Here is a 24,376-nt window from a genome sequence, read left to right as displayed (position 1 = left end):
ACGGTTCCCACCGGATCGAGGGACAGCGGATGTCCGTTCCGGCGACGCGGATGTTGGACGCGTCCAACAACGAGATGCCCGTCGACACACCGCGGGCGCGCGCGACAGGGTCGCTGAGGATGAACGCCGGGAGGGCGCGCATCCGGGAAGGGACACCACCACCATGCCCGCCGAGCTCATCCGCAGAATCCTGATCTGCCTTGTGATCGCCGCCCCCGCGATCGCCTTCCGCGTCACCGGCTTCCGACCCGATCCGGTCGTCGACCTGCTCGTCTTCGGCGCCGCCGTCGTGGCCGCCGCGTTCCTGCTCGCCTGGGCCGCCGAGGCCGCCCAGAAGGACATCTCCGGCGCGCTCGCGATCGCGATCCTCGCCTTCATCGCCGTGCTGCCCGAATACGCGGTCGACCTCTTCTACGCCTTCCGCTCCGGCTCCGAGCCCGAGTACGCGCAGTTCGCCGCCGCCAACATGACCGGATCGAATCGGCTGCTGCTCGGCTTCGGCTGGCCGCTCGTCGTGATCACCGCGCTGATCGTCGCGCGGCGGATGACGACGAAGGCGATGCGGTCCGGGGCGGTCGCCGCGAAGCCGGCCCGCGCGGCGCACGCCCTCGAGCTGCCGAAGGAGAACCGCCTCGACATCGGCTTCCTCGCCCTGCTCTCGATCGCCGCCTTCGCGATCCCGCTGCTCGGCACGATCCCGATCTGGCTCGGCGCCCTGCTCGTCGTCACCTTCGGCCTCTACCTCTGGCGCGCCAGCAAGAACCACTCCGACGACGACGGCGAGGAAGAGTTCGTCGGCGGGGCCGCGCTCATCGCCGAGCTGCCGACCCGCGCCCGCCGCGCGACCGTGATCGCCCTGTTCGTCGTGGCCGCCGCCATCATCCTCAGCTCGGCCGAGCCCTTCGCCGAGGCGCTCGTCTCCTCGGGCTCGTCGCTCGGCATCGACAGCTACTTCCTCGTGCAGTGGCTCGCGCCGCTCGCCTCCGAGGCGCCCGAGTTCATCGTCGCGACGATGTTCGCCCTGCGCGGGATGGGCGGCGCCGCGATCGGCACGCTCATCGCCTCGAAGGTCAACCAGTGGAGCCTGCTCGTCGGCTCGCTGCCGGTCGCCCACGGTCTCGGCGGCGGCGGATGGGCGCTCGAGCTCGACGCCCGCCAGGTCGAGGAGTTCGTGCTCACCGCCAGCCAGACCGTGATGGGCGTCGCGATCATCCTCGCCCTGCGCTTCCACTGGTGGTCGGCGGCGGCGCTCGCCGGACTCTTCGCGGTGCAGTTCTTCGTGCCCGACGAGAACGGGCGCTACGTGCTCAGCGTCATCCACCTCGTGATCGCCGTCGGCGCGCTGATCGTGCACCGGCGCGACATCGTGCCGACGCTGGCGGCGCCGTTCCGGCGGGCGCGGCCGGTCGATGCTGAGATCACTGGGCGCGACGGGGATGCGGGCGGGCCCGCGACGGGGCAGCAGGCGGCAGTAGCCTCTCAGCGATGACGATCGATGCGGCGGCCGCCCGAGACCGCGAGCCCAGCCGCATGGAGGAGGACTACCTCACCATCGTCTGGAAGGCCTACGAGTGGCCGGGCGACCGGCCCACCACGACCGACCTCGCCGCGCGCCTCGGCGTCACGCCGTCGACCGTCTCGGCGAACCTGAAGAAGCTCGCCCGCGACGCGCTCATCGAGTACGAGCCCTACGGCTCGATCCAGCTGACGGATGCCGGCCGGGCGATCGCGACGAAGGTCGTGCGCCGGCACCGCATCATCGAGACCTACCTGGTCGAGCGGCTCGGCTTCGGCTGGGACGAGGTGCACGACGAGGCCGACCGCCTCGAGCACGCGGTGAGCGACCTCGTGCTCGAGCGCATGGACGCCGAGCTCGGGCACCCGGCCGCCGACCCGCACGGCGACCCGATCCCGGGTGTCGACGGCAGCATCCCCTTCGCCGACGCGCCGACGCTCGCCGCCGTCGCGGCCGGGCGCCGGGTGCGTGTGCTGCGCGTCGCCGACCGGCACCCCGAGGTGCTGCGCTACCTCGCCGACAAGGGCGTCGCGGTCGGCACCGAGTTGGTGGTCGTCACGGCGATGGATGCGGTCGGGGCGATGCGCGTGCGGCACGCGCCCGTCGGCGACGCCGCGCTCGCGGAGGGCGAGGGCGCCGCTGCCCCGGGAACGACGGACGGCGCCGAGCTGGAGCTCAGCGCCGTCGCGGCGGAGTCGATCCGCGCCCTCCCGCTCTGACCGCCGGGTCGCGAGCAGGAGCGCGGTCGCCGATCAGGGTTCCGTGACGAAGCCGTTCTTCTTGAGGAAGTCGAAGGCGACGTCGCCCGGATCCTCGCCGCCCTCGTCGACGCGCAGGTTGAGCTCCTGCAGGGTCTCGTCGGTGAGCTTCGGGCTGATCTGCTCGAACACCTTCTCGAGCTGCGGGTACTTCTTCAGCGTCGCCGTCTGCAGCACCGGGGCGACGTTGTAGGCCGGGAAGAACTTCTTGTCATCCTCGAGCACGGTGAGGTCGAGGCTCTTGATGCGGCCGTCGGTCGTGTAGACCTCGCCGAAGTTGCAGGCCGCGCCCTTGTCGGTGGCCGTGTAGACGGCGCCGGTGTCGTAGATCTTGATGTTCGAGTCGGGCACGCCGTCGGCGGCGCCGCGCTCGAGGCCGTACTTCTTCAGCATCGGCGTGAGGCCGTCGCTGCGCGAGTTGAACTCCGACTCGACGCAGATCGTGCGCTGGTCGACCGGCAGCTTCGCGATGTCGCTGAGCTTGGTCACGCCGAGCTCCTCCACCGCCTCCGATCGCACCGCGAGGGCGTAGGTGTTGTTCAGCGGCGCGGGCGGCAGCCAGGTCAGGCCCGACTTCGCATCCGCCTTGCGCACGGCGTCGTACTGCTCCTGCTTGTCGGGGATGCCCTGCTCGTGACCGAGGAAGGTCAGCCAGGCGGTGCCGGTGTACTCCCACGTCATGTCGGCGTCGTGCGCGAGCATCAGCTGCCGCACCGGAACGCTGCCGGGCACGTTCGTCTTGTCGACGACCTGGAAGCCGGCGGCCTTGGCCGAGATCACGGCGATCTTGCCGAGCACGAGCTGCTCGGTGAAGTTCTTCGACGTGACCGTGATCGTGGCATCGGCGGGCAGTCCGTCGATCTTCTTGATCGAGCCGGGCGCCGCGTCGGGCGCGTAGGCGGCGGCCGACTGCAGGCCGCATCCGGTCAGCGCGACGAGCGCGGCCGCGGCCAGCGCGCCGGCCGCGATGCCGCGGCGGCGCAGACGGGCCGAGGTGGATGCGGCGGGGCGCGCGGTGCGGGGGCGAGCGGCGGCGCGGGTGCTGGTGCGGGTGCGGGTGCGCATCACAGTCCCTTCGGTCGGGCGACGTGCTCGACGACGCGGCCGGCCCAGTCGACGACGAGGGCGAGCAGCGCGACGATGACGGCGCCGGCGAGAAGCACGGTGTAGAGGTAGAGGCTGACGCCCGTCGTGATCAGCAGGCCGAGCCCGCCGCCGTTGACGAAGGCGGCCAGGGTGGCGGTGCCGACGAGCAGCACGAGCGCGGTTCGCACGCCCGAGAGCATGACCGGCACGGCCAGCGGCAGCTCGACGCGGAACAGCACCGCCACGGCGCTCATCCCCATGCCGCGGCCGGCCTCGATGAGGCGCTGGTCGACGGCGCGGATGCCGAGCATCGTGTTGCGCAGCACCGGCAGCGCCGCGTAGAGCACGAGCGCGGTGATCGACGCCCAGTAGCCCGAGCTGATGAACACCGAGAGCAGCACGACGAGGCCGATCGCCGGCGCGGCCTGGCCGAAGTTCGCGATCGCGAGGATCGGGCCGGCCGCCTTGCGCAGCGGCTTGCGGGTGAGCAGCACACCGAGCGGGATCGCGATGACGAGCACGATCACGCCCGACACGAAGGTCAGCGAGAGGTGCTGCACGGTCGAGTTCCAGAGCGCGGCGGGCGCGAGGGTGCCGCGCTCGGTCGCGCTGAGCGGGGCGACGGCGATCCAGATGCACACCGCGGCGAGCACGGCGAGGATCGCGACGATCTGGATGATCAGCGAGCGCCAGCCGCTCTTCCGGCTGGACTCGACGCGGGTGGCGGTGTCGGTCATCCGGCGGCGCCTCGCTCGGTGTCGTCGGCCGCAGCGGTGTCGGCGGGTTCGGCGTCGTCGGCCGCGTGCGCGGCCTGCGCCGCCTCGCCGGCCGCGATGAGCGACGGGGTCAGCCCGATCGAGCCGGAGTTCATGCCGACGGGCGCGCCCTCGGAGTTCGCGGCGTTCGCGCGCGCATCCCGGATCGCCTCCATGACCGTCTCGACGTCGATGACGCCCTCGAAGCGCTCGCGGCGCCCGGTGACCAGGGCGGCGCCGACGCTCGTGACGAGCATCGTGTCGAGCGCGTCGTTGAGCGTCGCGGCGGCCGACACGACCGGCAGCGCCGGGTCGAGGCGCGAGTCGATCACGTCGATGCGGGCCAGCTGGCGGCGCGAGAGCCACTGCAGCGGGCGCTCGCGGTCATCGACGACCACGACGTGGCCGTGACCGGCGTTCTCGGCCTGCTGCAGCGCGTCCTTGCCGGTGGTGCCGGGCTTCACGACGACCGCGTCGGCCACATCCACCTCGCGCACGCGGCGCAGCGTGAGCTGCTTCAGGCCGGCGCCCGAGCCGATGAAGTTCTCGACGAACTCGTTCGCCGGCTCGGCGAGGATGCGCTCGGGGGTGTCGTACTGCACGATGCGCGCGCCCTCTTCGAACACCACGATCCAGTCGCCGAGCTTCACGGCCTCGTCGAAGTCGTGCGTGACGATGACCATCGTCTTCTGCACTTCCTCCTGGATGCGGATCAGCTCGTCCTGCAGACGCTGACGCGTGATCGGGTCGACGGCGCCGAAGGGCTCGTCCATCAGCAGCACGGGCGGGTCGGCGGCGAGGGCGCGGGCCACGCCGACGCGCTGCTGCTGACCGCCGGAGAGCTCGCGCGGGTAGCGGTCGCGGTAGGTGTCGGGGTCGAGCGAGACGAGGTCGAGCAGCTCATCCACTCGCGCCGCGATGCGCTCCTTCGACCAGCCGAGCATCTTCGGCACGAGGCCGATGTTCGTCGCGACGGTCATGTGCGGGAAGAGACCGCCGGCCTGGATGACGTAGCCGATGCGGCGACGCAGCTCGTCGCCGTCGATCGCCGTCACATCCTCGTCGCCGAGCACGATGCGGCCGTTCGTCGGCTCGATGAGCCGGTTGATCATCTTCAGGGTCGTCGTCTTGCCGCAGCCGGAGGGGCCGACGAACATGACGACCTTGCCGGCCGGGATCTCGAGCGTGATGCCGTCGACGGCGGGCTTGGTCTGCCCCGGGTAGCGCTTCGTGACGTCGTCGAGCCGGATGGGGCGCCCGCTCACCTCGGCGGAGGGCTGCTCGATCGTCGTGGTCGTATCAGACACGGATTCCTCTCGGGGTGGTCAGTCGGCCCAGGCCGACGAGAAGCAGGTCGAGCACGAGCGCCAGCAGCACGACGCCGACGACGCCGACGACGATCGACTCGGTCGCTCCGGCGCCGCCGAGACGCGACAGGCCGGAGAAGATGAAGCCGCCCATGCCGGGGCCGAGCACGTAGGCGGCCACGGCGGCGATGCCCATGATCATCTGGGCGGAGACGCGGATGCCGCCGAGGATGACCGGCCAGGCCATCGGCAGCTCGACCCGCAGGAAGGTGCGCATGCGGCTCATGCCGATGCCGCGGGCCGACTCGACGAGCGAGGGATCGACGCCGCCGAGCCCGACGATCGCGTTACGCAGCACGGGCAGCACGGCGAAGAAGGTCACGACCACGACCGCCGGCGTCACGCCGAAGCCGAAGGGAGCGATCATCAGGCCGACGAGCGCGAAGGCGGGGATCGTGAGGCCGATCGCCGAGACGCTGTTCGCGACCGAGGTCAGCGCGGGGCTGCGGTAGACGAGTGCGGCGATCACGACCGCGATGACGACGGCGAGCACGAGGCACTGCACGACGAGAGAGAGGTGCTGCCAGGCCGAGAAACCGATGGCGTCGAGTCGGGTCGAGATGTAATCCCACATCGTGGCGATCGCGCCGTCCGTTCCGTGTCGGGTTCCGTATGTCGTGGCTCGTGAAAGCTCCCGACGGCACAGGTGCGACCGGGGTATCGGCCGTGGTGGTGGCGCCTCTCGGCGGTGCCGTCGAATCTCCGCGGGGGTGAGCCGCGGGCTATTCGACCGTAGCGACCGGAGCGGCCCTCGACTCTCTTCGGGGTACGCGATGTCGGGTAGACCGTTCGTTCTCGGATTTCGGAAACCCCAGGTCACGGATGCCTGGCGCGGCGAACATGCGTAACTCCTGGGAACGACGGCCGTCCTGCCTAGAGTGGGGCCGTGGCGGACGACAACGACCAGTCAGCGCGGGATGCGACGCCAGCCGCGGGCGCGGCGGACGACAGCGCGACCTCGCGCCGGCGCTTCCTCCGTCGGGCCGGCATCGGCGTCGCCGGAGCCGCGATCGGCGCCGCGGGCGCGGCCGGGGCGATCGCCGCGGCGCAGGGCCGCTTCGGCGCGGGCGACGACCCCGACGACGTGTACGGCTTCACTCCGCTGAAGGCCCGCCCCGAGCCGGGATTCGACCATGTCGTCGTGCTGATGTTCGAGAACCGCAGCTTCGACCACATCCTCGGCCGCCTCTATCCCGATGGAGCCCCGCGCGGGCAGCGCTTCGAGGGGCTGCAGCAGGGCGAGCACGTCAACGTGCACCCCGACGGCACCCGCGTCGAGGCGCACGTCTACGAGGGGTCGACCGACTGGGTGATGTCGCAGCCCGACCCCGACCCCGGCGAGTTCTATGCGCACGTCAACACTCAGTGGTTCGGCGTCGTCGATCCGCCGTCGAACGAGCGCCCCGCCGAGAACGGCTACACGGCGCCGTACAACGCCCCCGCGGATGCGTCGACGGCTCGACCCGATATGTCGGGCTTCGTGCACGACTACGTCGTCAACTACCGCCTCGAGCGCGGCGCCGAACCGACCCCTGAGCAGTACCGGCCGGTCATGGGCGGCTTCGCTCCCGAGATGCTGCCCGTGCTCTCGACCCTCGCCCGCAGCTTCGCCGTCTACGACCACTGGCACTGCGCGGTGCCGTCGCAGACCTTCTGCAACCGCGCCTTCTTCCACGCCAGCACATCCCATGGCTTCGTCACGAACGCCGAGAACGGCGGGCAGCAGAAGTGGCTGGATGCCAGCCATGGCGAGACGATCTTCAACCGCCTCGAGGAGGCGGGCAGGAGCTGGCGCGTCTACTACGACGCCGACCAGGTGGTGTCGCTGACGGGGATGCTGCACGCGCCGGTGCTCGAGAAGTACTGGAAGAGCAACTTCCGCAGCATGGAGCAGTTCCACGAGGATGCGCGCACGGGAAAGCTGCCCGGCTACGCCTTCATCGAGCCGCGCATGGTCTTCGACCACAACGACATGCATCCGCCGCAGAACCGCGTGCGCTACCCGCACCTGCCCGGCGAGGAGTCGTACGACGTCGCCACGTCGGACATGCGGGCCGGCGAGGCGCTGCTCGCCGAGGTCTACGGCGCGGTGCGCGCCGGGTCGTCGACGACAGGCTCGAACGCGCTCAACACCCTGCTGCTCGCGACTTTCGACGAGCACGGCGGCATCTACGACCACGTGCCGCCGCCCGCCGCGACCCCGCCGTCGGGCGAGCCGGTCGCGGGGGAGTGGGACTTCACTTTCGACCGGCTCGGCGGCCGGGTTCCGGCGATCGCGATCTCGGCCTACACGCGCGCCGGCAGCGTCATCAACGACGAGATGCACCACGGCTCGCTCGTGAAGACGATCTGCGAGCAGCACGGGCTCGAGCCGCTCACCCACCGCGACGCCGAGGCCACGAGCATGCGGAACGTCGTCAACCTGACCACCCCGCGCCAGCCGGCGCTCTGGCCGGACGTCACGCCGGTGTACGTGCCTGCGAACCCCGAGCGGAAGCCGCGGGCGCGGCCCACCGGGGAGCACGCCGCGCATCCGCTCACCGCACCGGCCCGCAGCCTGATCGGACTGCTGCTCGCGAAGTACGAGCCCCAGGCGGCGGTGCCCGACACCTTCGCCGACGCCTACGACGTGCTGCATAAGCACGGCGAGCAGCTGTTCGGGGCGCGGGACTGAGTTCGGGGCTGCGACAACGAGCCTGCTGCGACGCCCGGGCTAGATCGGCGTGTCGACAGGCGGCTAGGAGTTTCGAATCGACCGCTCGCGCCTATGTTGATCCCGTGAATCGACGGTCCCTCGCGAGATCGATTCCGGCATGACGAATCCGAATCGACGGCGCGGTTCGCTGAACCGGATCAAATCAGGCTTCGCTGCCGCTGTGCGATGGGTCGCCGTGGTGGGGATCGGTGCCCTTGGTATTTGGATGGCCTTCGCCGGGTTCGCGGGCGGGGTAATTCCGATCGGCCTCGTCGGACTTCTGTTCGCGGCTGTGACCGCGATACCGCTACTCGTTGGACTCTTCCCACGACGTTCGGTCGGCTCGTCGGCGCGGGGCCCCAAGCGCTGGCTGCCATTCGCGACGGGGGTGGTCGGTCTCGGCGTCGCTGTGGTCCTGGCTGGCGCCTTCGTCAGCCAAATCCGGTGGGATCGCGGCTACGGCGACGACGAAGTTGAGACAGCGACATCCGGGGACGGTACGACTGTTAACTGCTTCCACTACCGATGCGAAACCTGGCCCGACACCGAGGGGCTGACTCTTCGACGATCTCTGGAGGTCCTCGATGATTTCGGCTACCGCGACGTCGTTGTGACCGCGGTCGACGCGGACTTTCGGACGATTGTCGACGAAAAGGGGATAGCAATCGATGCGGACGACGGATCTCACCTTGATTGGGTGGTTGTGACGCAGACGCTTCCTGATTCGATGCTCGGGTCGTCGTCAGGCCCGGCACGAATTCAAGTTCAGGCGAAGTAGCTTCGGAGTATCGAAACCCTAGGCGGCACGATCGGCCTGCCCCGGCAATCGACTAGGTGAGGGCGCGCATCCACACGCACGGGTGAGCGGCGAGGAAGTCGGCGACACCGCGCCAGTGGGCGCCGTGGCCGGCGGTGAACATCGTCGCCCAGGGCTCGACGCCGGCCGCGTGGCTGGCGCGGAGGTGGTCGTGCATGGCCTCGGCGCGGCGAGCGAGCAGCGCGAGTGTGCGGGGGCGGAGGTCGGCGGGGTCGAAGGCGGCGGCGTCGGGCTCGGTGTAGCCGTGCCAGAGGTCGCGCACCCGCCCGGCGACCTCGCGCGGATCGGCGTCGGCGTGCGCGAAGGCGAAGGCGGGGAGGGCGTAGGCGAGCTCCCACGCGCGGGTCGTCGGGCCCGCGCCGTCCCAGTCGATGAAGGTCAGGCGGGTCGGCGCGGTGGCCGTGTCGGTGCCGGTGTCGACGACGAGGTTCCACGGGGCGAGGTCGTGGTGCCCGATGAGGTCGGGCTCGCCGGAGGCACTCGCCGCGACCGGGGTCGGCAGCAGGGGCGTCGCGAAGGGCGGGCGTGCGGCCCGCATCCATTCGTCCGGAGTCGGGCTGGCGTCGTGGATGCGGCGGATCAGCGCACCGACCATCCGCAGCGTCGCGGTGTCGAAGGGCGGCAGTTCGAGGGCGGGGGTGCCGGGCACGAAGTCGAGCACCTGGCGTCCGGCGGCGTCGCGGCCGTGGGCGCGGGGCAGCGGCAGCTCGGGATCGCGCTCAGCGAGCAGGGCGAGGTAGGCGTGCACGGCCGGGGTGGCGGCGAGCCAGGGCTTGCGCACGGTGTCGCCGACGCGCACGACGCCGGCGCTCGCGTTGCCGCCGGCGAGCGGCTGCTCGAGCGGGGCATCGGCGCGTGCTCCGGCCCGTGCTCCGGCCCCAGCTCCGGCCCCGGCATCGGCGTGCGGCTCGACTCCGGCGTCGAGGTCGATATCCGCCTCGCCCGTGTCCGGCTCGCGATCCCCGTCGATCATCTGGCGAGCGTAACCGGGGCGACGGCTGGGAAGGCGAGCCGGGCATCCATTCGGTGACGGATGGTGGCGGCATGGCGCGCGCAAGAAACCACGACCGGACGAACGGCGACGCACGAGACCGCGACGAGACGGGTGAGGAGCTGGACGGCGTCGAGATCGCCGAGCGTCCGAGCGGGATCCGCCGGCTGGCGCGCGTCGCCCTCGGGGTCGCGCTGGTCGGCGCCGGGATCGGGCACCTGACGTTCGCGCGCCGCGACTTCCGCGCGCAGGTGCCTCGCGGGGTGACGGAGGCGACCGGCTTCAGCGAAGACCAGGTCGTGCTCATGTCGGGCATCGCCGAGATCGGGCTCGGTGGGGCGCTCGCCGTGCTCGGCCGAGGACGGCGCGATCGACGCCGGCTCGGAGTGGTGGCGGCGCTGTTCTTCGCGGCGGTGTTCCCCGGAAATGTCGCCCAGTGGGTGAACCGGCGCGACGGCTTCGGGCTCGACACCGACGACAAGCGCGCGCTGCGCCTGCTCGGTCAGCCGCTGCTCATCGCCTGGGCGCTCTGGTCGACGCGCCGCTGAAAAGCGGTTGAGGGGAGGCGGCACGGCGGCGCACATCCGGCCGCGGCCCCGGTCTCGGCTGCAGCCCTGCGCACAGCGTCGGCTCAGCAGGTGCTCCGCGTCGCGATGGTGGGCGGCGCCCCCGACGTACCGACGCTGTGCGGTGGCGGGCGCTCGTCGCGGCGGTGTGTTCGTGGTTTCGGATGCACAAGAACGTCGGGCGTCCCCGGGACTCGGGCGAGTCCGGCATCCGAAACGGCAGACACGTGTGCGGCCATCGGGCCGCGGCGCCGGTGCGGCGCGGCGGAGCGGCGCGGCGGAGCGGGGCCGGAGCCGACCCTGACGCGCGGTGACCGGCCCGGCCCACTCGAGCGCCCGCGGCGCGCATCCACCGACCGCCCTGTGGCAGACTGCACGCGGCGCTCGGCCCTCCCGGTCGGCGCTGCGGCGGTGGGGCTCACCGGAACCGAACCTCGCACCTGGTGCGACAACAGTCCCTGTCTCGGCACTTCGACGTGCCTGCAGATGGGAGACCCGTGAACGACCGCCCCGACATCTACCGCCCCGACACCGCGCCCGAGCTTCCGCTCGACCCCGACACGGATGCGGTGGAACTCGCCACCGGACGCTCGCTTCCGGTGCACCTGCGCCCCACCTCGCTGCTGCTGGTGATCGCGGGCGGCACCGTCGCCACGCTCGTGCGGGAGCTGATCGATCTGGCGCTGCCGCGTCCGGGCGGGCTGCCGGTCAGCATCCTGCTCATCAACCTCAGCGGAGCGCTCATCCTCGGAGCGCTACTCGAGGGACTCGCCCGCCGCGGACCCGACGAGGGCCGCCGCCGCAGCGTGCGCCTGCTCGTCGGAACCGGCGTGCTCGGCGGCTACACGACCTACTCGGCGCTCGCCGCCGACAGCGCCAAGCTGCTGCTCGGCGGGGACGCGCTGCTCGGACTGCTCTACCCGCTCGCGACGCTGCTGCTCGGGGCGCTCGCGTCGCTCGGCGGCATCCTGCTGGCTCGGCGGATCGTGCGGGCGGTGGATGCGGCGGGCTCGTCGGGTGCGGCTCGGTCGCCGGGTTCGCCCGGGGCCTCCGCTGACGCCGACGCCGAGGAGGCCGGCGCATGACCGTCGTGACCGTGCTCGTCGTCGCCCTCTGCGGCGGACTCGGCGCCGCCGCCCGCCTCGCGCTCGACGGACTCATCCGCGGACGCAGCGCGCGCAGCCCCCGCCTCGCGACGTTCCCCGTCGGAACGCTCGTGATCAACGTGACGGGGTCGTTCATCCTCGGCCTGCTCGCCGGTCTCGCCGAGGCGAACGCCGCGCCGGCCCTGCTCGTCAGCGCGCTCGGCACCGGGCTCATGGGCGGCTACACGACGTTCAGCACCGCGAGCTTCGAGACCGTGCGGCTGCTGCAGGCGCGGCGCTGGATCGCGGCGACGCTCAACGGACTCGGGATGCTCGTGGTCGCCGTCGCGGCCGGCGTGCTCGGCATCGTGGTCGGCCGCCTGGTCTGAGCCGCGGGCGTCCGGTGCGCGGGGTCGGCCAGACGAACGCGCGTCGGCCGGCCGAGTGTCGTGACGCGGATACTGCCCAGGCGTCGGGGCGATGCCGCCCGCGACCACAGCGCCGCGGATGAGCAGTATCGGCGTCGGGGGTCTCGGATGTGCGGGGTGGTCGGGTTTCTGGGCGGCTCGGTCGGGTCGCTGATCCGAAACGGCTGCCCCCGATCGCTGCGATCGTGCTGCGGATACTGTCCGGTCGGCGGGGCGGCGGCGCCCGCGAACTCGGCGCTGCGGGTCGCCAGTATCGGCGTCGCCGGCGGCGGGGAGGGTCACGTTAGCGGAGCTTCTCGTGCACGGAGGCGGGTCAGAAGGGTGGCCGAGCCGCAATGGTGCTCGATGGTGCCGCTCAGCCGCTTCCGTGCACATGGCGCGCGGACGGTGTGCGCCGGGCGGCGTGCGCGGAGGCCGGACGGTGGATGCGTGCGCGCCACCCGGGCGCGCCACGCGGGGCGCGGCGGCGGAGTGGCGGCGGCGAGCCGGCACGCGAGAAGCTGGGGGAATGACCGACCTGGATGACGCATTCGTGGAGGCGGCCGTCCAGTCCGCGTTCGAGATCGACCACCGCGGCACCGATGTGCTGCTGCGGGCTCCCGAGCGCGAGGAACCGTTCGAGGCGAAGTCCGGCGACGACGAGGCCGTGCCGTTCACGCTCGACGGCGGCCGCGACGACGTCGTGCTCGAGGTCGTCGTCGACGACGAGGTCGTCGGGCTCATCGTGCCGGTGGATGACGGCTTCGGCGTGCTCATCGTGCCCGAAGACGGCGAGGAGCCTTCGCGCGAGCTCGAGACCGTCGAGGATGCGCTCGACGAGCTCGGCATCTGACGGCCCTCTCCCTCGCGCGCCGCGGCACTGCTAGCGTCGCGGCATGCGTGTCGAAGACCGGATCGGCGCTGCGCTGACGGCGGCGCTCGCCGTCTCCGACACCCCGCCGCCGCCCTCGACGCTGGTCGCGATCGCGGCGGAGGCGATCGGCGCGTCGCGCCTCGAGCTGAGCCTTGGCACGAAGGCGCTCAGCTGGGGCGCGCACGATCCGCAGCAGCACGGCGAGGTCACGACGCTCGTGCTCGGCACCGATCCCGACATCGTCGCGACCGTCGCTCCGGCGCACGCGATGCCGTCGCCGACCGGGTGGCAGCCGCTGCTTGTGCTGCTCACGCCCTACGCGGCCGAGGATGCGACCTGGCACGCCCGGCGCCGGCAGCAGGAGGCGGCGCGCCGCATCGACGATGTGCGCTGGCGCGCGTCGGCCGACATGGAGCACGAGCGCCGTCGCCTCGAGCGCGACCTGCACGACGGCGCGCAGCATCACCTCGTGGCGCTGCGCATGGCGATCGCGCTCGGAGACCACCTGCAGAACGAACCCGATGCGGATGCGCGGCTCGCCGCGCTCGGCACGCAGCTCGACGCGGCGGAGGAGCTGCTGATCGCGACGGCGCGCGGCGTGCTGCCGAAGGTACTCGCGACCTCCGGGCTGCAGGGCGCTCTCCGTGCGCTCGCCGGAGCCGACGTCGAGGTGGATGCCGACATCCCCCGCCTCATGCCCGCCGTCGAGTCGGCGCTGTACTACCTGGCGCTCGAGGCCGTCAGCAATGCGCACAAGCACGCGCCGGGCGCCCGCGTCCTGGTCGAGGCCCGACTGGATCACGGCCGGGCGCGCGTCGAGGTGCGCGACGACGGCCCGGGCTTCGTGGTCGGGGATGGCGTGGGCGGGCTCGCGTACCTCGCCGACCGCATCCGGGCGATCGCCGGCACGCTCGAGGTGCACTCGGCGCCCGGCGAGGGCACCCGCGTCATCGCCGCCGTGCCGTACTGAGCGCGCCCGCCGGCCCGCCAGGTCGTCCGACGGTGCGGACCCTGACGACAGACGCGGATACTGGCCACTCAGGGCACCGCGCCCGCGGGCGTCCCCGCAACGCCGACCAGCCAGTATCCGCGCCGATGGCCCAGTATTTGCAACCTCAGCGCCGCCGGCCCGGCTCCCGCGCCGGCGAAGGCTCCGACTAGCGGGAGGTGAGCGTCGAGCGCGCGACCAGACCGGCCGCGCTGCGCTCGAGCACCTCGGCGGCCCGGCGGCGCGCGGCGCCGCCCGGTGTCGCCACGACCTGCTGCCAGCGGGCGAGCGCCGCGAGCGCCTCGGTGTGCAGCTGGTCGGGGTCGGCGTCGGCGGGCAGCCCGAGTCGCACGTGCGCCTCGCCGCCGTCGGCGCCGGCGAGCCGTGCCGCGGCGGCGTCGACGATGTCGGGGGCCCGCCCGCGGGCGACGTCGTCGAGCAGCGCGTCCTCGGCCAGCTCGTGCGCGCCGGCGCGCAGCTCGTCGATCTGCCAGCGCAGCGCGGCGGAGTCCTCGGCGGCGGCCCGTGTCGCGAGACGCTCGAGCACGCGACGCGCGGCGAGCACGGGTGCGCGGGCCGCGAGCGCCGCGACGGCCTCGGCGGGCGCGACGCCGTCGCGGAACAGCAGCTGGCCCGCGCCGAGTCCCGCCGCGAAGCCCGGTCGCGGCGTGAGCGCGCAGACGACGGCGTCGATGACGCCCCAGCGGCCGTCGCGGTCGCGGATCTCGGCCGCGAGCGCCGTGTCGGGCGCCGCGTCGCACAGCACCGTCTGCACCCCGGGCATCGGCGCCGGGAGCGGACCCTGCACGACGAGCAGCGTCACCGGCGCGGCGAGCGCGTCACGGCACGCCTCGAGCTCGTCGGCGGGCAGCCCGGCGACCTCGACGAGAGTGCCGACCCGGCCGTGCACGGGCCGAGCCTCGATCTGCCGGTTGCCGATCGGCAGCGACGTCACCTCGCTGCGGTCGGGCATCGTCACCTCCACCTCGACGGCCTCGCCGACCTCGCGCACCACGAGCGCGCCGCCGAGCGAGGCGATGCGCTCGGCATCCACTGTCAGCGCATGGGTCAGGTGGGCCGCGTCGACCGGCTGCGCGCTGCCGATCCGGGCGACGAGCGCGTCGGCTCGACGCAGCCGCAGGCTCATCCGTCCGCCCATCCGGGCGACGGCCGTGAGCGTGCCGGCGACCGCGTGGTAGAAGCCCGACTCGATGTCCCAGCCGGCCCGGCGGCCCAGCCCGCCGGTCACATCGATCGGCACCGGCAGCGCCGCCGCCAGTTCGCGCAGGGTCTCCTCGGCGCCGCGGTCGGGCAGCATCGCCGGGAACACCCCGCGCACGGCGTCGCGCAGGTCGGCGATGAGCTGCTCGGCTGAGGCGTGGATGGCGGGCCACTCGACCGCATCCGCCGGCTTCGCGAGCAGCGCGCGCAGCGCCGCGAGGTCGTGCACGGTCGCGGTCGTGATCGTCTCGACCAGCCGGATCCGCTCGCCCTCGCGCACCCGCGCGGCGCGCACCTCGGCCCGCTCGGCCTCCTTCTCCCGCTGCTCGGCGTCGCGCCGGGCGCGGTCGAGCGTGCGCATGGCGCGAGCGGCGCGCACGGTCGCGGCGAGCCAGACGCACGTCTCGTCGAGCAGTCGACGGCGACGCGCGCCGCCGAGGTCGGCGGGCGGGCGGATCTCGAGCACGCCCACCCCGTGAACGGGATGCTCGTCGGCCTCGCCGTGCGCGGCCGGGGCGCCGTCATCCGGCCAGGCCGCGACCTGCTGGTGGTGGCCGTCGTCGAAGCGGCGCAGCAGCCGCACCTGCGGCAGGGCGCCGTCGGGGGCGGCGATGCCTCTGGCCAGGTTCTCGAGCAGCGCCCAGAGCAGTGCGTCGCGTGGTGTCGTCGCGAGCACCTCCGCCACCTCGCGCGGTGCCGGATCGGTCATCGTCCGCCGCCGTCGACCTTCTGCGCCTGCAGGTAGGTGAGCACCGCGAGCACCCGGCGGTGGTGCATCGTGGCGTCGGCGGGGATGCCGAGCTTCACGAACAGCGACGCGACGTGCTTCTCGACCGCTTTCACCGAGACGAAGAGCTCTTCGGCGATCGAGCGGTTCGCGCGCCCCTCGGCCATGAGCCGCAGCACGTCGAGCTCGCGCTCGCCGAGGCCGCTGATCGCGACGTCGCGGTGCTCGCCGATCTCGACGAGCCGCGACGCGAGCACCGGCTCGATGACGATCTCGCGGGCGAGGATGCGCTCGAGGGTGTCGTTGAGCATCTGCACGCCGGCGATGCGCTCTTTGAGGCGATAGCCGATGCCCTCGGTGCCGATCGCGAGCATGGTGCGCAGGTAGTGCGATTCCGCGTAGTGCGACAGCAGCAGCAGTCCGACCCGCGGATGCAGCGCGCGGATGCGGGTCGCGGTCGAGAGTCCGCCCTCTTCACCGGGTGGCATGCGGATGTCGAGCACGGCGATGTCGACCTGCTGCTCGCCCAGCGTCGCCAGCAGCTGGTCGCCGTCGTCATGCGCGGCGACGACCTCGTGCCCTGCCGCGCCGAGCAGCATGACGAGACCCTCGCGGAACAGCGTGCCGTCGTCGGCGATCGCCACCCGCATCGATGCCACGCATCCCCTTCAGCCGCCGTGCGCTCTCCGTCGCCGGGGCGCGTCGCGCTCATCCTACGGCGGCCGTGCGAAGCAGATGAGGATCACGGCAACACTCGTGACACACCGGTCGTCTATCGTCTGCTTCGTGCGATATTCCATCGGCGTAGACCTCGGGACGACCTCGATCGCGGTCGCGATCGGCGACGAGCTCGGAACCCGCGCCGCGCAGCTCTCACCGCTGCTCGTCGAGCCGTCTGTCGCGTTCTGCTCCGCCGATGGCACGATCCTCACCGGCCGCGCCGCGCTGCTGGCCGCCGAGGGGGACCCGGCCCGTCTCGTGCGCGGTTTCAAGCGCCGTGTCGGCGACCCGACGCCGATCATCGTCGGCGGCGTCGGCTTCGCCCCCGAGGCTCTCATGGCCGCGCAGCTGCGGGATGTCGTCGCCCAGCTCACCGAGCAGCACGGCCACCCGCCCGAACGGGTGGTGCTCACCTGTCCCGCCGCGTGGGGACCGTACCGACGCGAGCAGTTCGCTCACATCGCCGCGCTCTCGGGCGTCGCCGTCGACGCGATCGTCACCGAGCCGGTCGCGACCGCCACCTACGTCTCCCGCGAGCAGCGCCTCGTCGAGGGCACGATCGTCGCCGTCTTCGATCTCGGCGGCCGCACCTTCGATGCGACGGTGCTGCGGATGGGCGCCGACGGCCTCGAGGTGCTCGGCAGCCCCGAGGGCGTCGAGCACCTGGGCGGCGACGACTTCGACGACGCCGTGCGCGGCCTGCTCGACCAGCGCGCCGGCGGCCGCATCTCGGCCCTCGACCCCGGGCAGCCCGCCGACGCGGCGACGCTCGCCGCGATCGACGAGGCGTGCACGAGCGCGAAGGAGGCGCTGTCGGTGCGCGAGGAGACGGTGGTGCACCTGCCGTTCGACGACGCCGTGCAGGCGGTCACTCTCACCCGAGCCGACCTGGAGCGCGCCATCCGCCCCGCTGTCGGGCTCGCGATCGCGGCGCTGCTGCGCACGATCGACTCCGTCGGCATCGATGCGGAGGCCGTGTCGACCGTGATCCTCGCCGGCGGCTCGTCGCGCATCCCCTTCGTCGCCGAGGAGGTGGCCGCGGTCGGCCGTCCCGTCGCGGCGACCCATCACCCGAAGTTCACGGTCGCGCTCGGCGCGGCGGAGCGGGCGCGCGAGCTCGCCGCCACCTCGGCGGCGCCTGCCGCTGCTGCCGCGGCCGGTGCCGGCGCCCCGGGCGTCCTCGCCGACGCGGCGCCGACGGCGACGTCGGTGACCGCGGCGCAGCGGGCCGACGTCGACCGCTCGCTCTGGCGCCTCACCGTGCACCGCGGATCGGCGATCGTCGTCGGCGCCGCGCTGGCCGCGATCATCGTCGCCGCGATCGCCGTCGCCGCCGCGCTCGGCCGTGCCGGCGGCGTCGAGGCCGCGACCTCCGGCCCGGATGCGGCACGCAGCCCCAGCAGCTCGGCGAGCGCCACGCACAAGGTCACCGCATCCCCGGCCCCGTCGGGCGTCGCGAAGCAGGACGGCACGAAGGCGACCGTCGCCTCGCCCGTCTTCACGGGCGGCAGCTCGACCGCCGGGCTGAAGTGGTTCGTGCAGTCGAACGACGCGGCCGGCGTCTGGGGCATCACCCCGCTCGCCGACGGCGTCGCCGCGCGACCGAACCTGACCCTGACGCAGTCGGACGCCGGCTTCCGAGCCCAGTGGGCGAAGGGCGGTCCCGCCCAGCTGTACGCGCAGACCAGCGGCACGGCGATCGACCTCCGCGACATCGCGGCCGACGACGGCGCGCTCGTGTTCGACGTCACCCGCAACGCCGGCTCGGCCGAGCAGCTCGAGATCGCGGTGCACTGCGAGTACCCGTGCGGTGGCAGCGTCGACGTGACCTCGATCGTCAACGGATTCCCGCCCGGGGTCACGCAGCACGTCATCATCCCCGCCGAGTGCTTCACCGCCGCCGGCCTCAAGCCCGGCGCGGTCGACACCCCCTTCGTCGCACTCGGCACCGGCGACCTCGACCTCACCCTGAACGACATCCGGTGGGAGAACCTCGCCGGTGCGGACTCGCGGGCCGTGCGCTGCGGCACCTGACGACGAGGTAGGGATACCCCCATTCGGGGGGAGCGGGCCTACCCCCCGAATGGGGGTATGACCCCAGAGACAGCGCCTTCGCGCGGTCCGACGATCGAAGCAGACGTCGACCGACACGAAGGGCTCGATCATGGCGACTGTTGCTTCCCCCACCGCGACCACGACCGCGACCGGCAGCGCGAGGGCGTTCGACGCTCTCGTCGCCGAGCACCGTCCGGGCCTCGTGCGCTACGCGACCCGGCTCATGAACGGCGACGTCTCGGCCGCCGAGGATGTCGCGCAGGAGACCCTGCTGCGCGCCTGGCGCCACCTCGACCGGCTCACCGAAGACCAGGGCTCGGTGCGCGGATGGCTGACGCGCGTCGCCCACAACGTCGCCATGGACCAGCATCGCGCCCGCCGCTCCCGGCCGACCGAGATCGCCTGGTCGGAGTTCGACGCCGAGAGCGCCGCCTCGCTCGACGACACCGCCCGCGAGGTCGAGGACCGCGTGCTGGTCTCCGAGATGCTCGCGCACGTGTCGCCGCTGCACCGCAGCACGCTCACGGAGGTGTACCTCTCCGACCAGACGACGGCGGCCGCCGCCGAGCGCCTCGGGGTGCCCGTCGGCACCGTGAAGAGCCGCGTGTTCCACGCGCTGCGCACCATCCGGTCGCAGTCGGTGGAACTCGCCGCCTGACGGCTTACCGTCGGAGCCGGTGGCGGCGGATCGCGACGGCCTAGGAGTCGAGGTCCTCGATATATGCAGCGAAACCGGGGAGCGTGAACACGAGCCGGCCGCGTCCCTCAGGGGCGATCATGCCTTTGTCGATCAGCCGCTGACGCGGGACCGACAGCGCTGCCGAGTCTTTCCCGAGCTGCTTGGCCAGCTCGGTGCGTGCTGCGGGCTTCTCGCCGAACGATGCGATCGCGCGCATCAGCTGCTGCTCGCCGTCCGTCGCCTGCGCCCATCGAGCGCGGTAGAGCGCATCGAGATCGTTCTGCATGAGAACCTCGGCGCGTTCGACGGCATCGCTGTCGATGGTCGCGCCCGGATCCGGGCTGCCGGCCGCAGCCCAGGAGTGATCGGCGATCAGCTGCACGAAGTACGGGTATCCGCCCGCGATCGCGGTGGCGCGCTCGAGTGCAGCCCGATCCCAGATCACTCCGAGCTCGCGTGCCGGCTCGGCGATCGCGAGCTCTTCGGCCGGCTCCGGAAGCGCGCCGATCGGACGGAATCGGAACCTCTCGGCGAAGGTCACCGCCGCGCTGATCACGTCGGGGGAGTTCGGCAGTCCGGCCGTGAACACACCGGCGGGAAGATCCGGCGCTTCGCGCTGCAGATCCTGCCAGGCGTACGCCAGCGCTCGGAGGCCGTCGGGGTCGGCGCTCTGCACCTCGTCGACCAAGATCACCAGGCCGCGGTGCGGTGTTCCGTCCGCGACCGCCGAGACCACCGCCTCAAGCGCCCTGCTTGCCGCGGCCGGCACCGTCTGCGGCCGCACCTCGGCACGGACGTGGCCGATGGGCGAGAATCCGACCTGCAGCTCGAGAATCTCGAGCTGCTTCGCGATCGCGGGACCTTTCGGCGCATGTGCGCGCAGCTGTGCACTGATCTGCGGAATGATCGGCGACTCGCCCGCGGTCACGAACACTGTCAGCAGCCGATTCTGGTGCGCGAGGCGCTCGTATTCGCGAAGCAACGACGTCTTGCCGTACCCGCGAGCCCCGTGATCCACACGGATCCTCGGCAGCAGTCGCCGCGTGAGCAGCCGTTCGACGTCGGCATTGAATTCGCCTAACTCCGCCGTCCGGCCAGGCAGTGAGCGAGCGATCTCCCCCGGGGTATACGGACTCGGCTGCATCGGAGATCCCTCGTTATCGTTTGTTATAGAAGCGTCGATCTATAACGAACGATAACGCTGACGCGCGAGATATGCGGGCCGTCGGACGATCGCGCCGTCAGGCGCCGATCGACTCCGGCGTCGGCACGTCTTCGGGCAGAAGCAGCACGAGGTCGTCCATGGTCGGCTCCTCGATGCCGCGGGTGCGGCGCGCGTGGTTGGCGATCGCCGCATCCATCACCTGGCGGGCGTAGCGGCCGTTCCCGAACGACGCCGTGCGGTCGACGGCCGTGAAGTGGCCGCGCAGCGCCGCGACGGTCGGCCCGGTGCACTCGTAGCCGGATGCGGTCGCGTGCTGGTTGACGATCGTGACGAGCTCGTCGGGCGTGTAGTTCGCGAAGCGCACGCGGTGCGAGAAGCGCGAGTCGAGGCCCGGGTTGGTGGCGAGGAACTGGTCCATCTCGCGCTCGTAGCCGGCGGCGATCACGACGACCTCGTCGCGGTGATCCTCCATGAGCTTCACGAGCGTGTCGACCGACTCCTTGCCGAAGTCGGCGCCGCTGCCGCCGCCGGAGGCGAGCGTGTAGGCCTCGTCGATGAACAGCACGCCGCCGCGGGCGCGGTCGAAGGCCTCGGTCGTGCGGCGCGCGGTGTGCCCGACGTACTCGCCGACGAGGTCGGCGCGCGACACCTCGGTCACCTGCCCCTGCGCGAGCACGCCGAGCGCGGTCAGCAGGGAGCCGTAGAGCCGCGCGACGGTCGTCTTTCCGGTGCCGGGAGGACCGGCGAAGATCAGGTGCCGGCTGAGGGAGGGCGCGGGCAGCCCCGCCGCCTGGCGACGTCGTGCCGAGGTCAGCAGGTCGACCATCCCCTCGACCTCCTCCTTCACGCCGTCGAGGCCCACGAGCTCACGCAGGGTGCTGAGCAGCTGATCGACGCGCTCCTCGTCGACGCGGCCCACGCCGGCCCCGATCGAGGAGCCGGGCAGGGGCCCGAGGTCGTCGGGCACGAGACGGGTGAGGGTGAGCGCATCCACCGATTCGGCGTTGCCGAGGCGGTACGCCTGCCGGCCGAGCATCTCCTCGAACACCTTGCGGGCCGTGCGGCCGTTGCCGAAGGTCTCGTCGCGCGGCAGCTTCGTGAAGTAGTCGTGCAGCGCCGCCCGCGTCTCGAACTCGAGGCTGTAGTGGTTGGCGCGGCACAGCCCCTCGACGATGGTCACCATCTCGGCCGAGGAGTAGTCGGTGAACTCGATCGTGCGCGAGAAACGCGACGACAGGCCGGGGTTGGCCGCCATGAAGGTGCGCATGTCGTTCGTGTAGCCGGCGACGATCACGACGACGTCGTCGCGGTGATCCTCCATGAGCTTCACGAGGGTGTCGATGGCCTCGCCGCCGAAGTCGTTGCTCGAGCCGGAGTCCTTCGACAGCGCGTAGGCCTCGTCGATGAACAGCACGCCGCCGAGCGCCTTGTTGAACATCTCGGCGGTCTTGATGGCGGTGCCGCCGATGACCGCGGCGACGAGGTCGGGGCGGGCGACCTCGACGAGCTGGCCGGTGCGCACGACGCCGAGGGCGGCGAGGATGCGGCCGTAGAGCCGCGCGACGGTCGTCTTGCCGGTTCCGGGCGAGCCCGCGAAGACGAGGTGCCGCGAGACGGGCGGCGACGGCAGCCCGGCCTCGGCGCGGCGCTCGGCCATCTGGTGCATGCGCACCAGGGTCTCGACCTGCCGCTTGACGCTGTCGAGCCCGACGAGCTGGTCGAGCTCGGCGAGCATCCGGTCGAGTTCGCTGTCGCCGGAGGCGGTCGACTCGGTGTCGCCGGAGCGCTTCGCCTCGCCGGTGGTGCCGGTCGTGCCGGCCGCGTGGGCCGCACCGGGTCGTGCGGGGGCGCCGTCGGGCGCGTCGTCCTCGTCATCCGTGGCGCGATCGATCTCGACGTCGGCGTCGGGGTCGACGCGCACCGCCTCGCCGTCGACGTCGACGATGCGCGTGCGGCGCAGCGCCCCCGTCGTCGAGTCCTCCCAGGCGAAGCCGAGTCGCCCGCCGCGCACCGAGCCGCCCTCGACCACGAGCCGAGCCGTGCCGCGGGCGATCGCCGCCTCGCCCTCAGCGTCGAGGATGCGCACGTTCGTCATCGTCACGGTCGCCTCGTCGGAGGCGGTCACCGCGGTGCCGCTCGGCCGATCGATCGTCGAGTCGGCGAGGGCGAGCGTCGCCGTGCCCGCGACGACGATCGCGTCGTGCCCCGCGCCGCGCAACTCGCACGCCTCGGCCGTGAGCCGAGCCTGGTCGACGAGGTGCAGCGCATGGGTGGAGCCTTGCTCGATCGTCACGCGCGCGAGCTCGACGCTCGCATCCGCCATGCCGACGACGCCCTGGCCGCCGAGGCGGCGCATCGTCACCTCGGTGAGCGACGCCGAGGCGCCCGAGGTGACGAGCAGCCCGATGCCCTCGCCGTCGGCGAGCACCGTGCCCGTGGCGTCGAGGCTCGCGCCGCCCTCGACCGTGATGGCGGCGTTCGCGATCGTGCCGATCGTGCCGCGCACGAGCGTCAGCTGGGCGCCGTCGGCGGCCAGCAGACCGCCCTGAGCTGTCTCGACGACGACGTCGGCGAGGTGCGCGGAACTCGGCCCGCGCACGACGAGCGCCGTGGTCGCGATGTCGTGCAGCCGGCCGCCGCTGAGCTCCGACTTGCCGCCCTCGTAGACGAGCACCCCCGCGCCGACGGCGTTCGAGACGGAGGCGTCGTGCATCGTCAGCAGCGCCTCGGCGCGCACGATGACCGCGACCTCGGTCGACGCCTCGATCGTGCAGTCGTCGAGCGCCAGCGCACCCGACTCGACGTCGACCGCGACATCGCCGTCGGCGCGCGCGATCGTGACACCCGAGACCCGCACGTCGACCGCCGCGCTGCGCACCGCGGGGCCCGAGACGCCCTCGATGCGCACCTCGCCGGCATCCCCGACCCCCGACAGCGACACGGCGCGGTCGATCGTGACCGACTCCCGGTAGATGCCCGGGCGGATGGAGATGACGTCGCCGTCGTTCGCCGAGGCGAGGGCGGAGGCGATGCTCTGGTGGCAGTCGGGGTTGTCGGCGGCGACGGTCAGCACCGCGCGCTCCGGCGCGATCAGTCGAGTGGCCATGTCGTGCCCTCCCAGGCGTCGGGGCGGATGGCGGCCGAGAGACGCCGCCAGGTGTCGGCATCCATCGGCGCCGCCGGTCCGGCCGTGCGCAGGTGCGCGACGAGCTCGGGATCGGGGGCGATCCAGTGGTGCTCGAGGTAGTAGGCGACGGCGTCGCTCCAGATCCAGGTGCCGTCGGAGCGCAGGTCGGCGGGCACCGCGGCGTCGAGATCGCCGAGGTCGTCGCGCAGCGGCTGAGCCGCGTGCACGAGCACCGAGCCTGACCGCAGCAGCGCCAGCAGCTCGTCGCGCTCGACCTGGTCGACGATCACCGGGCGCTCGGGGGCGAAGGTCGGCACGCCGTCGCGGTGGCCGTCGAAGACCCGCGCGACCTGCGGCGGCGCGGGCGTGCGCCGCAGCGGAAGCCGTCGGGCGACATCGTGCAGCAGCGCGCGCACGCGCTGGCCGACCTGCTCGGCGGCGGCGCGGGGTGCCGTGGCGGGGGAGGGCTTGACGGCCTCTCCGTCGGCGCCGTCGTCGGGCTCGCGGGAGTTCCGCTCGGCCGGCTGGGATGCGGCGGGCGGGGATGCGCTGGGCTGCGAGGCGCCGGGCTGCGAGGCTGTCGGGCGCGCGGCAGCGGATGCGGCGGCTTCCGACAGGTGCTGCGCGAGCGGCAGCACGCCGGGTCGGCCCGTCGGGGGCAGAGCCGGCGGACCGACGGGCGTCGTCGTCGACGCGTCGGGCGCATCCACCGGCTCGGGCGGTGCGAACCGCGACCGCAGGGTGCGGTCGGTGGGGCGCTCGGGGGTCATGGCGTGG

The 24,376-nt window shown here is 72.6% G+C and carries 21 protein-coding genes; 11 read left to right on the top strand and 10 right to left on the bottom strand.

Annotated elements, in window-relative coordinates:
• Window positions 1-163: 163 nt before the first annotated feature.
• Window positions 164-1,489 (top strand): sodium:proton exchanger, encoded by a 1,326-nt coding sequence (locus BJ979_RS02990; protein ID WP_179565040.1) that lies wholly within the window; start codon window positions 164-166, stop codon window positions 1,487-1,489.
• Window positions 1,486-2,235, top strand: coding sequence for a metal-dependent transcriptional regulator (locus BJ979_RS02985; RefSeq protein WP_179565038.1), 750 nt, complete (start codon window positions 1,486-1,488; stop codon window positions 2,233-2,235). Before BJ979_RS02990 ends, BJ979_RS02985 begins: the two co-directional genes overlap by 4 nt.
• A 33-nt stretch (window positions 2,236-2,268) precedes the next feature.
• Here BJ979_RS02985 and BJ979_RS02980 read toward each other — a convergent pair whose 3' ends face one another.
• The 4 genes from BJ979_RS02980 to BJ979_RS02965 are packed head-to-tail and all read right to left on the bottom strand — an operon-like array spanning window position 2,269 to window position 6,056.
• Complete coding sequence (locus tag BJ979_RS02980; RefSeq protein WP_179565036.1) at window positions 2,269-3,339, bottom strand: glycine betaine ABC transporter substrate-binding protein; 1,071 nt, start codon at window positions 3,337-3,339, stop codon at window positions 2,269-2,271.
• The gene (locus BJ979_RS02975; RefSeq protein ID WP_141162415.1) at window positions 3,339-4,097 is read right to left on the bottom strand and encodes an ABC transporter permease; all 759 of its coding nucleotides are present in this window, start codon (window positions 4,095-4,097) and stop codon (window positions 3,339-3,341) included. Before BJ979_RS02975 ends, BJ979_RS02980 begins: the two co-directional genes overlap by 1 nt.
• Window positions 4,094-5,422, bottom strand: a complete 1,329-nt coding sequence (locus tag BJ979_RS02970; protein WP_179565034.1) for an ABC transporter ATP-binding protein — start codon at window positions 5,420-5,422, stop codon at window positions 4,094-4,096. The genes BJ979_RS02975 and BJ979_RS02970 overlap by 4 nt, the downstream gene beginning before the upstream one ends.
• Window positions 5,415-6,056: an ABC transporter permease gene (locus BJ979_RS02965; RefSeq protein WP_179565026.1), complete on the bottom strand. Its 642-nt coding sequence runs from the start codon at window positions 6,054-6,056 to the stop codon at window positions 5,415-5,417. The genes BJ979_RS02970 and BJ979_RS02965 overlap by 8 nt, the downstream gene beginning before the upstream one ends.
• Window positions 6,057-6,368: 312 nt before the next feature.
• Between BJ979_RS02965 and BJ979_RS02960 the strand changes: the two genes are divergently transcribed.
• Complete coding sequence (locus tag BJ979_RS02960; protein WP_179565024.1) at window positions 6,369-8,156, top strand: alkaline phosphatase family protein; 1,788 nt, start codon at window positions 6,369-6,371, stop codon at window positions 8,154-8,156.
• 139 nt (window positions 8,157-8,295) lie between these two features.
• Window positions 8,296-8,955 (top strand): hypothetical protein, encoded by a 660-nt coding sequence (locus tag BJ979_RS02955; RefSeq protein ID WP_179565022.1) that lies wholly within the window; start codon window positions 8,296-8,298, stop codon window positions 8,953-8,955.
• Window positions 8,956-9,007: 52 nt separating this feature from the next.
• On the opposite strand, the gene BJ979_RS02950 is transcribed toward BJ979_RS02955, so the two are convergent.
• Window positions 9,008-9,967, bottom strand: a complete 960-nt coding sequence (locus BJ979_RS02950; protein ID WP_218853424.1) for an aminoglycoside phosphotransferase/kinase family protein — start codon at window positions 9,965-9,967, stop codon at window positions 9,008-9,010.
• 71 nt (window positions 9,968-10,038) lie between these two features.
• Between BJ979_RS02950 and BJ979_RS02945 the strand changes: the two genes are divergently transcribed.
• The 5 genes from BJ979_RS02945 (at window position 10,039) to BJ979_RS02925 (ending at window position 13,887) form a co-directional block, all read left to right on the top strand.
• On the top strand, window positions 10,039-10,533 hold the full coding sequence (locus BJ979_RS02945) for a DoxX family protein (protein ID WP_343046579.1): 495 nt from the start codon (window positions 10,039-10,041) through the stop codon (window positions 10,531-10,533).
• A gap of 515 nt (window positions 10,534-11,048) precedes the next feature.
• Window positions 11,049-11,636 (top strand): fluoride efflux transporter FluC, encoded by a 588-nt coding sequence (locus BJ979_RS02940; protein WP_343046578.1) that lies wholly within the window; start codon window positions 11,049-11,051, stop codon window positions 11,634-11,636.
• Entirely contained in the window at window positions 11,633-12,025 is a 393-nt protein-coding gene (locus BJ979_RS02935; protein WP_179565020.1) for a fluoride efflux transporter FluC, read from the top strand. Before BJ979_RS02940 ends, BJ979_RS02935 begins: the two co-directional genes overlap by 4 nt.
• Before the next feature lie 547 nt (window positions 12,026-12,572).
• Entirely contained in the window at window positions 12,573-12,896 is a 324-nt protein-coding gene (locus BJ979_RS02930) for a hypothetical protein (protein ID WP_179565018.1), read from the top strand.
• Between the two features lie 43 nt (window positions 12,897-12,939).
• Window positions 12,940-13,887: a sensor histidine kinase gene (locus BJ979_RS02925; protein ID WP_179565016.1), complete on the top strand. Its 948-nt coding sequence runs from the start codon at window positions 12,940-12,942 to the stop codon at window positions 13,885-13,887.
• Window positions 13,888-14,074: 187 nt separating this feature from the next.
• Here BJ979_RS02925 and BJ979_RS02920 read toward each other — a convergent pair whose 3' ends face one another.
• A complete protein-coding gene (locus tag BJ979_RS02920; protein WP_179565014.1) occupies window positions 14,075-15,835 on the bottom strand; it encodes a hypothetical protein in 1,761 nt (586 codons plus the stop codon).
• Complete coding sequence (locus BJ979_RS02915; RefSeq protein WP_179569956.1) at window positions 15,832-16,503, bottom strand: response regulator transcription factor; 672 nt, start codon at window positions 16,501-16,503, stop codon at window positions 15,832-15,834. The genes BJ979_RS02920 and BJ979_RS02915 overlap by 4 nt, the downstream gene beginning before the upstream one ends.
• Before the next feature lie 136 nt (window positions 16,504-16,639).
• Between BJ979_RS02915 and BJ979_RS02910 the strand changes: the two genes are divergently transcribed.
• Together BJ979_RS02910 and BJ979_RS02905 are read left to right on the top strand one after the other, a co-directional pair.
• Window positions 16,640-18,607: an Hsp70 family protein gene (locus BJ979_RS02910; RefSeq protein WP_179565012.1), complete on the top strand. Its 1,968-nt coding sequence runs from the start codon at window positions 16,640-16,642 to the stop codon at window positions 18,605-18,607.
• A gap of 130 nt (window positions 18,608-18,737) precedes the next feature.
• Window positions 18,738-19,286, top strand: a complete 549-nt coding sequence (locus BJ979_RS02905) for a sigma-70 family RNA polymerase sigma factor (RefSeq protein WP_179565010.1) — start codon at window positions 18,738-18,740, stop codon at window positions 19,284-19,286.
• A 40-nt stretch (window positions 19,287-19,326) separates the two neighbouring features.
• On the opposite strand, the gene BJ979_RS02900 is transcribed toward BJ979_RS02905, so the two are convergent.
• From BJ979_RS02900 to BJ979_RS02890, 3 genes are all read right to left on the bottom strand, one after another.
• The gene (locus BJ979_RS02900; RefSeq protein WP_179565008.1) at window positions 19,327-20,451 is read right to left on the bottom strand and encodes an ATP-binding protein; all 1,125 of its coding nucleotides are present in this window, start codon (window positions 20,449-20,451) and stop codon (window positions 19,327-19,329) included.
• Window positions 20,452-20,548: 97 nt separating this feature from the next.
• Window positions 20,549-23,578: an AAA family ATPase gene (locus BJ979_RS02895; RefSeq protein ID WP_179565006.1), complete on the bottom strand. Its 3,030-nt coding sequence runs from the start codon at window positions 23,576-23,578 to the stop codon at window positions 20,549-20,551.
• Window positions 23,563-24,369: a hypothetical protein gene (locus BJ979_RS02890; RefSeq protein ID WP_179565004.1), complete on the bottom strand. Its 807-nt coding sequence runs from the start codon at window positions 24,367-24,369 to the stop codon at window positions 23,563-23,565. Before BJ979_RS02890 ends, BJ979_RS02895 begins: the two co-directional genes overlap by 16 nt.
• Window positions 24,370-24,376: the final 7 nt, after the last annotated feature.

This window comes from Schumannella luteola, from assembly GCF_013408685.1.
Lineage (GTDB): Bacteria > Actinomycetota > Actinomycetes > Actinomycetales > Microbacteriaceae > Schumannella > Schumannella luteola.
This window is presented reverse-complemented; position numbering and strand designations above follow the sequence as displayed.